The sequence below is a fragment of the Citrobacter sp. Cpo012 genome (genome assembly GCF_030333015.1).
In the GTDB taxonomy this organism is placed as follows: Bacteria; Pseudomonadota; Gammaproteobacteria; order Enterobacterales; family Enterobacteriaceae; genus Citrobacter; species Citrobacter portucalensis.
This window is the reverse complement of sequence record NZ_JAOWGR010000041.1, coordinates 439,114-452,647: the sequence shown is the minus strand read 5'-3', so window position 1 is coordinate 452,647 and position 13,534 is coordinate 439,114. Positions and strand designations below refer to the sequence as shown.

Genomic DNA, 13,534 nt, shown 5'->3' with positions numbered 1-13,534 from the left:
GCTTGTAATCCGTTGTTCCGTGTCAGTGGAGGCGCATTATAGGGAGTTATTTCAGGCTGACAAGGGGAAATTTAAAATAACTTTCCGAGTGCGTGTTTTTTCACCAAAACAACCATTAACATGCCATAAAATAAGCAAATTGCCGTTTTTGCAGCCGCAATCACACTTCCAGGTGGCATACTAATGAATAAGAAAAAGAGTAAGGAAGAACATTCATGCCGTTAAATGCCCAACAGCTAGCCGCACAGAAAAACTTGTCCTACGTTCTGGCCGAAAAGCTGGCTCAGCGAATATTAAAAGGTGAATACGCGCCGGGTGCGATATTGCCTGGCGAAATAGAGCTGGGCGATCAGTTTGGCGTGAGTCGCACCGCGGTAAGAGAGGCGGTAAAAACATTAACGGCAAAAGGTATGGTATTACCGCGCCCACGTATTGGCACACGCGTCATGCCGCAAGCAAACTGGAACTTCCTTGACCAGGAGCTACTCACCTGGTGGATGACGGAAGATAATTTCCCGCAGGTCATTAAACATTTTCTGGTGATGCGTATCAGCCTGGAGCCTCAGGCGTGCTTACTGGCGGCGACTATAGGTACGGCTGAACAGAAAGCGCACCTCAACACGCTGATGGAAGAGATGGTCGATCTGAAAAGAAACTTCAGACGCGAACGCTGGATTGAGGTTGATATCGCCTGGCATGAGCACATCTATGAAATGAGTGCGAATCCGTTCCTTATATCCTTTGCATCTCTGTTCCATTCGGTTTACCAGACCTACTTTACCTCTATTACCTATAACGATGTGGTGAAACTGGATTTGCACCAGGCCATTGTCGATGCAATAGATGATAACGATGGCGATCGCGCCTTTGCTGCCTGTCAGGCATTGCTGATAGCACCGAACGTGCTACCGGATAAATAATATGTCAGAAAAGAAATCACGCAGTATGGCCGGGCTACCGTGGATAGCAGCCATGGCCTTTTTTATGCAGGCACTAGACGCCACGATCCTCAATACCGCCCTACCCGCAATAGCACATAGTCTTAACCGCTCTCCACTCGCCATGCAGTCGGCCATTATCAGCTATACCCTGACTGTCGCGATGCTGATCCCGGTAAGTGGTTGGCTGGCAGACCGATTTGGTACCCGACGCGTCTTTATGATTGCCGTTAGCCTGTTTACGTTGGGATCGCTGGCCTGCGCGCTGTCCAGTTCCTTAAGCGAGCTGGTGATTTTCCGTGTCATTCAGGGAATCGGTGGCGCCATGATGATGCCCGTTGCCCGTCTGGCGTTATTGCGTGCTTACCCCCGCAGCGAACTGCTTCCCGTGCTTAACTTCGTCACCATGCCAGGACTTGTGGGGCCGATTTTAGGTCCGGTATTGGGCGGTGTACTGGTTACATGGGCCAGTTGGCACTGGATCTTCCTGATTAATATTCCAATTGGCATTGCCGGTATCTTCTATGCCCGCAAATATATGCCGAACTTCACCACGCCACGCCGCGGTTTTGATATGACCGGTTTCTTTCTGTTTGGTTTGAGCCTGGTGTTGTTTTCCAGCGGCGTTGAATTGTTCGGTGAGAAGCTTGTCGAGACCTGGGTCGCACTCGGTATTATTCTTGCCAGTGTGTTGTTACTACTCGCCTATATTCGCCATGCGCGTCGCCACCCAACGCCGCTGATATCGCTTCCGATATTTAAGACTCGGACCTTTTCTGTTGGGATCGCCGGAAACCTCGCCACTCGCCTGGGCACAGGCTGCGTGCCCTTCTTAATGCCGCTGATGTTGCAGGTAGGATTTGGATATCCGGCTCTGATAGCCGGCTGCATGATGGCGCCAACAGCGTTGGGTTCAATTCTGGCAAAATCCATGGTGACGCAGGTTCTGCGCAAACTCGGCTACAGGACCACATTGGTGGGTGTTACGGTATTTATCGGCCTGATGATTGCGCAGTTCGCTTTGCAATCTCCTGCCATGCCGATCTGGATGCTAATCCTGCCGTTGTTCATTTTAGGTATGGCGATGTCCACCCAGTTTACTTCAATGAATACCATCACTCTGGCGGATCTGACCGATGAAAACGCCAGCAGCGGCAACAGCGTATTGGCCGTTACTCAGCAGTTATCAATCAGTTTAGGGGTTGCCATCAGCGCCGCCGTTCTGCGTATCTATGAAGGTATGGAAGGAACCAATACGGTCGAACAGTTCCACTATACCTTTATGACGATGGGCGCTATCACGGTAATATCCGCGCTGATGTTCATGCTGCTAAAAGCCAAAGATGGACGTAACCTGATCAAAGATCGGCACAAACCTAAACCGACCCCCGCTCCATCAGAACAGGAGTAAGCTGCAAACGCTGTTGCTGTAATGCGGGCTGCGCCATCCGGTGAATTAATACATCGATGGCCAGTTCGCCCAATTCATCTTTTGGTTGGTGGATGGTCGTCAGGGGCGGCGTCATATAGCGCGCCAGCTCGATATCATCGTAACCCACCACAGCCATATCCTGCGGAATGCGCAATCCTGACTGGTACAGAGCCTGATACGCGCCAACTGCCATTGCATCATTGCCGGTAAAAACAGCCTGCGGTCGCTGTTTATGCGACAGCAACGTTTTCATAGCTTCAAAGCCGCCGCCGAACTCAAAGTCACCGGTAATCTCGTAGCCTTCCGGGACAGACAACCCCGCCCGCTTCATTGCTGCCCGATATCCTTCCAGACGCAAACGCGCCGGGGTTTTATCCAGCGGCCCGGTGATGCAGGCAATGCGCGTAAAACCTTTTTCGATAAGATGTTGCGTGGCTAAATCCCCGCCCAGCAAGGAGTTATCCTGAATCAGATCGCTTTCACCATCAAAAGGCGACCAGTCCATCATCACGGTCGGTATAGAAGGATAACGCTGCATTATCTCTCTGGAAGGCTGATGTGTTTCGGTGCAGAGCAGCAACAAGCCGTCCACACGTTTTTGCATCAGAGTTTCCAGGTTACGGTTCATGCGCTGTTCATCGCCTTCGGTATTGCACAGCACCAGGCTGTAGCCGCGCTCAAAACAGCTACGTTCAACGCCGCGCACTAGTTCAGAATAGAAGGGATTGGTACTGGCAGTGATTAACATGCCAATCGTGCGGGTCTGGTTTAGCTTGAGGCTACGCGCCAGCGCGGAGGGCGCGTAGTTAAGCGCTTTAATTGCAGCTTCTACTTTGTCAGTGACGGACTCACTGACAAAGCGATCTTTATTAATGACGTGAGAAACCGTCGACGTGGAAACACCCGCCAGGCGGGCGACGTCCTTCATTGTAGCCAAGCGTTACCTCTGTTGACTTAAAAACGCTTCTATTTCTTCGCGCCACGGAACGGAAGGCTGTGCGCCTTTACGGGTAACCGCAATCGCCGCAGCGGCATGCGCAAAGCGGATCGCTTCAGGCAGCGGAGTCTCTTCCAGCAACGCTGTAATTAACGCGCCATTAAAGGTGTCTCCAGCGGCAATAGTATCAACGGCTTCCACTTTAAAACCGGGCACACGCTGACCTTCACCATTAACGCTGGCCCACACACCGCGACTACCTAAAGTAATCAGTACAGTATGGATACCTTTAGCGTGCAATGCCTGCGCCGCTTTGGCCGCGTCTTCATCATTTTCGACCCGGATCCCCGTCAGCTTTTCAGCCTCGGTTTCATTCGGGGTAATAATATCCACCAGCGCCAGCAGTTCATCAGAAAGTTCACGAGCCGGTGCCGGGTTCAGGGCGACCATGGTCTTATTTTGATGTGCAATCTTTGCTGCAGTCAGTACGCTTTCGATCGGTGATTCTAACTGCATAAGTAAGGCGGACGCCTGAGCAATACGCTCATGCTGTGCTTCCACCAACGCTGGCGAAAGAGCTGCGTTCGCTCCGGCATGAATGCCGATAACGTTCTCACCTTCACCATTCACAAAAATCAACGCCACACCGGTCGATTCCCCCGAAATTACGCTAATCGGCGCAATATCGATGTTATCTTTGGCTAACTGTTTACGCACACTTTCGCCAATATCATCATCGCCCGTACAGGCAATGAATGCGATATTCGCGCCACTACGACCCGCAGCAACAGCCTGATTCGCGCCTTTACCGCCAAATGCGACCTGATAATGGCTACCTGTTACGGTTTCACCAGGTGTCGGGAAAGAGTTAAGGTTAAGGATGTGATCGGCATTGATACTGCCAAGAACAACGAGGTTGCCTGCGGTTTTCATATTTGGTGTTCCAAGTCAAAGTGCGCCACCGGGTTAGGGTGGCGCGTGCCCTGCTTTTCTTTTTACGCTTTCATCCCCAAAATCAGATACGGGGATGGCGTATTTATGTCTCCATCAGGCCGCGAGCGACCTGAATCGGTATTACTGCTTGATGACCAGCTTCAGGTCAACCGGATATTTAGCCTGAACCTTCTCGCCTTTCAGGACTTTATCCGCAGTCTCAACGCCTTTCGCGCCGATCTGATCCGGCAACTGAGCAATGGTCGCAGCCAGTTTGCCATCATTTACTGCTTTTTCGCCATCTGGAGTGCCGTCAAATCCAACCACCATCACATCAGATTTACCCGCGGTTTGCAGTGCGCGCAGCGCACCCAGCGCCATTTCATCGTTCTGGGCAAATACGGCCTGCACATCAGGATGCGCGGTCAGCAGGTTCTGCATGACGTTCAGACCTTTGGTGCGGTCGAAGTCTGCCGGCTGGCTGGCCAGTACGTTAAATTTGTGTGCCGCAACGGCCTGCTGGAAACCTTCGCCACGCTCACGCGCCGCTGAAGTTCCGGCAATCCCTTGCAGTTCGATAACTTTCGCGCCTTCACCTGCTTTCTTCGCGATGTAATCACCCGCAATTTTGCCACCCAACACGTTATCAGACGCGATGTGGCTTACCACTTCGCCTTTGGAGGCAACACGGTCAAGGGTAATAACCGGAATTTTTGCCTGGTTAGCCATCTTCACAGCATTACCAACGGCATCAGAGTCAGTCGGGTTGATCAGCAGAATTTTAGTTCCACGAACCGTTAAGTCCTGAACGTTAGCCAGCTCTTTCGCCGGGTTGTTCTGCGAGTCCAGAATCACCAGGTTGTAACCCAGCTTATCCGCCTCTTTTTGCGCCCCATCCTTCAGAGAAACAAAGAACGGGTTGTTGAGGGTGGAGACCACCAGCGCAATGGTATCTTTCGCCATCGCATTCGCGCTCACGGTGGCGCTCAGCGCAACAGCAGAAACCAGGGTAGCCAGTTTTTTCATGTTCATATTTAAGATGTCCTGTAATCGTTGTTACTGCTTTTTGTTGTCTACCAGTACCGCCAGCAAAATCACCACCGCTTTGACGATCATCTGGTAATAGGAGGATACACCTAACAAATTCAAACCATTATTGAGGAAACCAAGAATCAATGCGCCGATCAGCGTCCCAACAATACGTCCTTTACCACCCGCCAGGCTGGTACCGCCTAACACCACCGCTGCGATAGCATCCAGCTCATAGCCAGTACCTGCCGTCGGTTGTGCGGAGGAGAGTCGTGCGACCTCAATGATGCCCGCCAGCGATGCCAGCAGACCGCACAGTGAGTAAACGATAATTTTGATTTTACTGACGCTGATACCAGACAAACGCGTTGCCGCTTCGTTACCGCCCAGCGCGTAGATATAACGGCCCAGACGAGTGTGGTGCAGCATGTACCACGCCGCGAGGAAGACAATCCCCATGATCCACACTGGCGTAGGGATGCCTAACGGACGACCAATACCAAACCAGCCAAACACATCGGCATTGTCAGTAAACCCGGTATTAACCGGACTGCCGTTGGTGTACACCATGGTCACGCCGCGCAGCAGCAGCATCATCACTAGCGTTGCAATAAACGCCTGCACCCGGCCTTTCGCAACAATCACCCCGGTGACTGCGCCAATGGCAGCGCCGAGCGCCAGGGCTGCAGCAACAGCCACCAGCGCATTGACCTCAATCCCTACAATCGAAGCTGCAACCGCGCCGGTAAGCGCCAGCAAGGAACCGACGGACAGATCGATACCCGACGTCAGGATGACCAGCGTCATGCCAACGGCCATGATGGCGTTCACCGACGTTTGCTGGAGAATGTTGAACAGGTTATTAACGGTAAAAAAGTTAGGGCTCATGGTGGAAACAATCGCGATCAGCACTAACAGAGCGATGAGCGACTTTTGCTCCAGAAGCCATGCTTTAGTGAAATAACGGCGACCAGAAACAGCCTGGGTAGTCATCTTTTTTACTCCTGATTCACGCGATTAAGCTTGCCCACAGCGGCAGCCATTAATACTTCCTGAGTGGCCTGCTCGCGAGTGAACTCACCGCCGAGATGCCCTTCATGCATAACGATAATTCGATCGCTCATGCCCAATACTTCTGGCATCTCAGAGGAGACCAGAATGATACTCAGTCCGTCAGCCTTAAACTGGTTGATAAGCTGATAGATTTCTTTCTTAGCCCCAACGTCAACGCCGCGCGTTGGTTCATCAAGGATCAGCACCTTTGGCCGGGTCATCAGACCGCGCGCAATCGCCACTTTCTGCTGGTTACCACCGGAAAGCAGGCCGATAGCCTGTTCCATTGATGGTGTTTTAACATTGAACAGACGAATAAAATCACCCACCGCCTGCTGCTCATCTTTATGTTTCAGGCTTCCACCGGCGCGGCTGAAATAACGCAGCGCGGTCAGTGACATGTTCTCTTTCACCGACATACCCAGCACTAAGCCATCGCGTTTACGGTCTTCAGAAATATAGACGATGCCGTTAGCCAACCCATCCTGCGGCGAACGGGTAACCACTTCATGGCCATCAAGCGTGACGTAACCGCTGGTACGCGGCAATGCGCCGTACAACACTTTCATCAGTTCGGTACGTCCGGCCCCCATCAGCCCCGATACGCCAAGGATCTCGCCTTTACGCAGCGTGAACGAAACATCGTTTACGCCAGGACCGCACAGGTTATCGACCTTCAGGCGAATATCACCCGGCGCTTTTTCCAGGCGCGGGTACTGATCTTCCAGCTTACGTCCCACCATCATTTCAATCAGCGAGTCTTCAGTCAGCGAGGCAACTTCACGTTCGGCAATAAACTGCCCGTCACGGAAGACGGTTACGTCGTCGCAAATCTCGAAGATCTCTTTCATACGGTGAGAAATATAGACAATGCCGCGTCCCTGGGATTTCAGTTCGCGGATGACGCGGAACAGGGATTCGGTTTCGGTATCGGTGAGGGCATCCGTCGGTTCATCCATAATGATGACCTTCGATTCAAAGCTAAGCACTTTGGCAATTTCGACCATCTGCTGATCGCCAATCGACAGCTCACCAACCAGTCTGTCGCTTTTAAAGCGCAGATTCAGTTTGGCGAGCAGCAGATCGGCTTCGGCGTACATCTTCTTCCAGTCAATTTTGCCAAAGCGATTCACAAACTCACGGCCAAGAAAAATGTTCTCGGCGATAGTGAGTTGCGGGATCAGGTTCAGCTCCTGGTGGATGATACCGATTCCGGCTTCCTGGGAGGATTTCGGGCCGTTAAAGGTGGTCTCTTTCCCCAGCCACAATAAAGAACCGGCATCACGGGTATAGATCCCGGTCAGTACTTTCATCATGGTGGATTTGCCCGCGCCGTTTTCGCCCACCAGCGCCATCACGCGGCCAGGGTAGACATTCAGCGCGGCGCCGGATAGCGCTTTTACGCCCGGGAACGCTTTATCGATCCCTTTGAGTTGCAGTAATGCGTTCATGATGGCCTCAGAACGTGACGCCAGCACAGAGAATGATATTCGCATACGGAGAACATTCTCCGCTGCGAATTACCGCCTGACTGTCTGCGGTTTGTTTTTTGAATTGTTCATGCGTGGTGTAACGAATTTCTATGGTGTTTCCCTGGTGTTGTTGCAGTTGCTCAATGTGGCTGAGCAACGTTTCGTGGAGTTGCGGATTATGTTGTTTAATTTCCGACGCGAGAATGGCCGCCTCGACCTGCATTTCACGTGTGACCACATCCAGTACCTGCATAAAAGAAGGTACGCCCTGGGTTAATGCCATATCAATACGCGTTGTGCTGTTCGGGATGGGTAAACCTGCATCACACACCACCAGCGTATCGGTATGCCCCAGACGGGAGATCACCGTTGAAATTTCAGAGTTGAGTACCGTGCCTTTCTTCATTTTCTTTCCCCACTAGCGAAACGTTTCGCTGGAGATAAGTGTAGTGCGAAGAGTGGACAGAAAACCACCGCGACGTTACGAAAATGTGATCGCCATCGAAACGTTTCGCAAGGATTATCATTTGATGAAATGAAAACTGAGAGGGGCAAAACAAAACGCCCCCTTTCGCGATGAAAGAGGGCGTCGATGAGATTAAATCTCTACCTGAGTACCAAGCTCAATAACCCGGTTCGGTGGGATTTCAAACTGGTCCGGCGCGCGCAGCGCGTTGCGCTGTAGCAGCAGATACAGCTTGCCGCGCAGACGCAGGTACCATGGCCGCTTGCCTACAATCAACGACTCATGCGACATGAAGAAGGACGTTTCCATCATCCGACAGCTTAAGCCTTCCAGGCCGCAGCGATGGAACACTTCCTCCACGTTCGGCGTTTCGCGCCAGCCGTAGCTGGCCACCACGCGCCAGAAGGTGGGCGATAACTGCTCAATCTGCACCCTACGCACGTTGTGCACGTATGGCGCATCTTCTGTACGCAACGTCAGCAGAATAACGCGCTCATGCAGCACCTTGTTATGCTTGAGGTTATGCAGAAGTGCAAACGGGATGACGTTCAGTGCGCGGGACATATACACCGCCGTTCCCGGCACGCGTACCGGTGGCGATTTCTCCAGAGAAGCAATCATCGCCTCCAGAGAGTTACCGTGCTCATGCATGCGACGCAGCAGACGGAAGCGTTCGCTTTTCCAGGTGGTCATGATGGTGAACATCACCAGACCCAGCGTCAGAGGCAGCCAACCGCCGGAAATAAGCTTATCGAGGTTTGCGGAGAACAGCGGAACATCGACGCACAAGAACGCCACCAGGATCAGGAAGACGAAGTATTTATTCCAGTGCCAGTTTTTGCGCGCCACGGTGGTAGACAGAATAGATGTCAGTACCATTGTCCCCGTTACCGCAATCCCGTACGCCGCGGCCAGATTACTGGAGTGTTCAAAGCTCACAATCACGATAACTACCGCAAAATAGAGCATCCAGTTAACGAAAGGAATGTAAATCTGGCCCGATTCCATTTCCGAGGTATGGATGATACGCATCGGCGATAAATACCCCAGACGTACGGCCTGACGCGTCAGCGAGAAGACGCCGGAGATAACCGCCTGAGAGGCGATGACCGTTGCCAGCGCGGCGAGGATCAACAATGGAATTAATGCCCAGTCCGGCGCCAGCAGGAAAAACGGGTTTTTGATCGCTTCAGGATGCTTTAACAGCAACGCGCCCTGCCCAAAATAGTTCAGCACCAGTGAAGGCAATACCACGGAGAACCATGCCAGACGAATCGGCAATTTACCGAAGTGGCCCATATCCGCATACAGCGCTTCAACACCGGTAATCGACAGCACCACCGCACCCAGCGCGATAAAGGACAGCGTTTTGAATTCGAGGAAGAAATGCACCGCCCAATACGGATTGAGCGCCTGCAGCACTTCCGGATTGCCAATAATACTGCGCACACCTAATACCGCGAGCGTCAGGAACCATAGCAGCATAATCGGCGCAAACAGCTTACCGACCATGCCGGTACCGTGTTTTTGAATCAAAAACAGCAGGGTCAGCACAATTATTGAGAGCGGAACAATCCAGGTATCCAGTTGCGGGGCAACTATCTCCAGACCTTCAATTGCAGACATCACCGAAATGGCTGGCGTAATCACCACTTCACCATAGAAGAAGCTGCCGCCTATCAATCCCATAATGACCAGCATGGAGGTTGTTCGCGCCGAGGTATTGCGCCCGGCCAATGACATCAGCGTCAGGATCCCGCCTTCTCCGGCGTTATCTGCGCGCATGACAAACGTCAGGTATTTAATGGAGACAACAAAGATCAGCAGCCAGAAAATCAGCGAGAGAAAACCAAATACGGCATCACGTTCAACGCCAAAACCAAACTGGCCGGACAAACATTCACGAAGCGTATAAAGTGGGCTGGTACCAATATCACCGTAGACAACCCCAATGGCCGCAAGGGTAATCGCAGACAATGATTGTTTATTATCAGTGCTCATAGACTCGTCTTTCGTTTATACACATCATCTCTCAAGCCACTCCGTGTGGGCTGCATTCGTTATTCCCCCCATCCCAGAAGAAAACTCCATTGCCGCCTTGGTGCAGCTTGATTGATTTGGTGTATATATAAGAAATGTGTGCGTCGTCCCTTGGCCCACAAAAAGGCGCACAGTATGCACGATTAATCACAAAATCGTACCCCTAAATGAGACCAGATTAATCTGGCTCAAAGAAAAATAAGCGCACCTTCAGTCTATTACTGCAATGGTGTGAAGCATCTATACTCGCAGTTTATGCAGTACATTTGGCGAAAGGACGCCACTTCATTATGGCTCACCCACATTTATTAGCGGAAAGAATTTCCCGTCTGAGCAATGCGCTGGAAAAGGGACTTTATGAACGTAGCCACGCCATTCGTCTGTGTCTGCTGGCAGCACTCAGCGGCGAGAGCGTTTTCTTATTAGGCCCCCCGGGGATCGCAAAAAGCTTAATTGCCCGCCGACTGAAGTTTGCCTTCCAAAACGCACGCGCCTTTGAATACCTGATGACGCGCTTCTCTACGCCCGAAGAGGTGTTTGGTCCGCTGTCCATTCAGGCATTAAAAGATGAAGGTCGCTATGAACGCTTAACGGCGGGCTATCTTCCTGAAGCTGAAATCGTTTTTCTCGATGAAATCTGGAAAGCAGGCCCGGCAATCCTTAACACCCTGTTGACCGCCATTAACGAACGTCACTTCCGTAACGGCGCGTATGAAGAAAAAATTCCAATGCGTCTGCTGGTGGCGGCTTCCAACGAACTGCCTGAAGCCGACAGCAGCCTGGAAGCGCTGTACGACCGTATGCTGATTCGTCTGTGGCTGGATAAAGTTCAGGACAAGGCCAATTTCCGCTCCATGCTGTTAAGTCAGCAGGATGAAAGCGACAATCCGGTCCCGGCATCATTGCAGGTGACGGATGAAGAGTATCACCAGTGGCAAAAAGACATTGGTGCGATCAAGCTTCCCGATCGCGTGTTTGAGCTCATTTTCACGCTGCGCCAACAGTTGGACGTGTTACCGAATGCTCCTTATGTGTCCGATCGTCGCTGGAAAAAAGCGATCCGCTTACTCCAGGCCAGCGCTTTCTTTAGCGGACGCGATGCGGTAGTACCTATCGACCTGATCCTGCTGAAAGATTGCCTGTGGTACGACGCACAAAGCCTGAATCTGATGCAACAGCAGCTTGAAATATTGATGACCGGACACGCCTGGCAACAGCAAGCCATGCTGACGCGCCTGGGCAGCATTGTGCAGCGCCGCATTCAGCTCCAGCAGCAGCAAAGCGATAAAACGGCGTTCACGGTGATCCGCCAGGGCGGAATGTTCAGCCGTCGTCCTCATTATGATTTACCGCCAGAAGCCTCGTCTTCTGTCGTGACATTACTGCTGCAAAAGCCTTTAAAACTGCATGATATGGAGGTTATCCATATAGCTTTCGAACGTGGCGCGCTGGAACTGTGGCTAACAAAAGGCGGTGAGATCCGCGGAAAACTAAACGGGATCGGCTTTGCCCAAACGCTGAATATGGAAGTCGATAGCGCACAGCATCTGGTTGTACGCGATGTCAGTTTACAAGGCTCTCGCCTGGCGCTGCCGGGTGCTTCGCAAGAGAGTATGCCCGCAGAGATAAAACAGGAGCTTGAAGCGCTCGATAATGAGTGGCATCAGCAGCACAGCGCATTCAGCGAACAGCAAAAATGCCTGTTTATTCATAGCGACTGGTTAGGCCGCATTGAGGCCAGCCTGCAGGATGTCGGGGCGCAAATCCGCCAGGCGCAACAATGCTGACCCTTGATACGCTCAACATCATGCTGGCAGTCAGCGAAGAGGCGATGATCGAAGAGATGATCGTCGCCCTGCTGGCTTCCCCAAAGATGGTGGTATTTTTTAAAAAATTTCCTCGCCTTAAAAAAGCGATCACTGACGACATTCCCCGCTGGCGTGAATCATTGCGTAGCCGCCTCAAAGATACCCATGTACCGCCGGAGCTGATGGAGGAGGTTATGTGCTATCAACAAAGCCAGCTCCTCTCTCATGCGCAGTTTATCGTTCAGCTACCGCAAATATTATCCCTATTGCACCGCCTCCATTCGCCTTGGGCCGGACAAGCGCAGCAACTGGTCAATGACAACAGCACCTTTACGCCCGCCCTACATACACTTTTTCTCCAGCGCTGGCGCCTGAGCCTGGTGGTGCAAACCACAACGCTGAATCAGCAACTGCTGGAAGAAGAGCGCGAGCATTTGCTCAGTGAAGTACAAGAACGGATGACCCTCAGCGGGCAACTGGAACCTGTACTGGCAGAAAATGACAACGCAGCAGGCCGGTTGTGGGATATGAGCGCGGGCCAAATCAAGCGCGGTGATTATCAGTTGATGGTGAAATACGGCGACTTTCTGACGCAACAACCCGAACTCCAGCGCCTGGCCGAGCAGTTAGGTCGTTCCAGAGAGGCGAAATCCGTGCCGCGTAAAGATGCGCCAATGGAAACCTTCCGTACCCTGGTGCGCGAACCTGCAACCGTCCCAGAGCAGGTGGATGGCATCCAGCAAAGTGACGATATCCTGCGCCTGCTACCGCCAGAGCTGGCCACGCTGGGCATTACCGAACTGGAATACGAGTTCTACCGACGGCTGGTGGAAAAACAACTGCTCACCTACCGCCTGCACGGCGAAGCATGGCGTGAGAAAGTAACGGAACGTCCGGCGGTGCATCAGGATTTTGACGAGCAGCCGCGCGGGCCTTTTATCGTCTGCGTTGATACCTCGGGATCGATGGGTGGATTTAATGAGCAGTGTGCGAAAGCCTTTTGTCTTGCGCTAATGCGCGTTGCCCTTGCCGATAACCGGCGCTGTTTCATTATGCTGTTTTCAACAGAAGTGGTGCGCTATGAGCTTTCCGGTCCGGAGGGCATCGAACAGGCGATCCGCTTTTTAAGTCAGCGCTTTCGTGGTGGCACTGATATTGCCAGCTGTTTTCGCGCCATAATTGAGCGCATGCAGGGTCGGGAATGGTTTGATGCCGATGCGGTGGTGATCTCAGATTTTATCGCTCAGCGATTGCCCGATGAGGTCGTCAATAAAGTGGGTGAATTACAGCGGGTGCACCAGCACCGTTTTCACGCGGTGGCGATGTCAGCACATGGCAAACCCGGCATCATGCGCATTTTCGATCATATCTGGCGCTTTGATACCGGGATGCGAAGCCGTCTGCTCAGACGCTGGCGGCGTTAATT

At 52.3% G+C, this 13,534-nt stretch carries 11 protein-coding genes; 4 read left to right on the top strand and 7 right to left on the bottom strand.

The features are described 5' to 3' along the window. Positions 1–215 precede the first annotated feature (215 nt). The gene (locus OGX90_RS18295) at positions 216–920 is read left to right on the top strand and encodes a FadR/GntR family transcriptional regulator (protein WP_191226611.1); all 705 of its coding nucleotides are present in this window, start codon (positions 216–218) and stop codon (positions 918–920) included. Between the two features lies 1 nt (position 921). Continuing rightward, positions 922–2,349, top strand: a complete 1,428-nt coding sequence (gene mdtD / locus OGX90_RS18290; RefSeq protein WP_008786557.1) for a multidrug transporter subunit MdtD — start codon at positions 922–924, stop codon at positions 2,347–2,349. Here mdtD and rbsR read toward each other — a convergent pair. The 7 genes from rbsR to kup form a co-directional block, all read right to left on the bottom strand. Beyond that, a complete protein-coding gene (gene rbsR / locus OGX90_RS18285) occupies positions 2,315–3,307 on the bottom strand; it encodes a ribose operon transcriptional repressor RbsR (RefSeq protein ID WP_218658818.1) in 993 nt (330 codons plus the stop codon). The two genes, mdtD and rbsR, sit on opposite strands and share 35 nt — an antisense overlap. A gap of 3 nt (positions 3,308–3,310) precedes the next feature. Then, a complete protein-coding gene (gene rbsK / locus OGX90_RS18280) occupies positions 3,311–4,240 on the bottom strand; it encodes a ribokinase (protein ID WP_003826997.1) in 930 nt (309 codons plus the stop codon). 141 nt (positions 4,241–4,381) lie between these two features. Next, entirely contained in the window at positions 4,382–5,272 is an 891-nt protein-coding gene (rbsB, locus tag OGX90_RS18275; RefSeq protein ID WP_003023760.1) for a ribose ABC transporter substrate-binding protein RbsB, read from the bottom strand. Positions 5,273–5,296: 24 nt separating this feature from the next. Then, entirely contained in the window at positions 5,297–6,262 is a 966-nt protein-coding gene (rbsC, locus tag OGX90_RS18270; RefSeq protein ID WP_045449027.1) for a ribose ABC transporter permease, read from the bottom strand. A 5-nt stretch (positions 6,263–6,267) separates the two neighbouring features. Next, positions 6,268–7,773, bottom strand: coding sequence for a ribose ABC transporter ATP-binding protein RbsA (rbsA, locus tag OGX90_RS18265; protein ID WP_003023764.1), 1,506 nt, complete (start codon positions 7,771–7,773; stop codon positions 6,268–6,270). A 7-nt stretch (positions 7,774–7,780) separates the two neighbouring features. After that, the gene (rbsD, locus tag OGX90_RS18260) at positions 7,781–8,200 is read right to left on the bottom strand and encodes a D-ribose pyranase (protein WP_003827001.1); all 420 of its coding nucleotides are present in this window, start codon (positions 8,198–8,200) and stop codon (positions 7,781–7,783) included. A 192-nt stretch (positions 8,201–8,392) separates the two neighbouring features. After that, positions 8,393–10,261, bottom strand: coding sequence for a low affinity potassium transporter Kup (kup, locus tag OGX90_RS18255; protein ID WP_003827003.1), 1,869 nt, complete (start codon positions 10,259–10,261; stop codon positions 8,393–8,395). A 329-nt stretch (positions 10,262–10,590) separates the two neighbouring features. Here kup and ravA point away from each other — a divergent pair, with 329 nt between their 5' ends. Both ravA and viaA read left to right on the top strand, forming a co-directional pair. After that, entirely contained in the window at positions 10,591–12,087 is a 1,497-nt protein-coding gene (gene ravA / locus OGX90_RS18250; protein WP_020996042.1) for an ATPase RavA, read from the top strand. After that, entirely contained in the window at positions 12,081–13,532 is a 1,452-nt protein-coding gene (gene viaA / locus OGX90_RS18245) for an ATPase RavA stimulator ViaA (protein ID WP_286624437.1), read from the top strand. Before ravA ends, viaA begins: the two co-directional genes overlap by 7 nt. Positions 13,533–13,534: the final 2 nt, after the last annotated feature.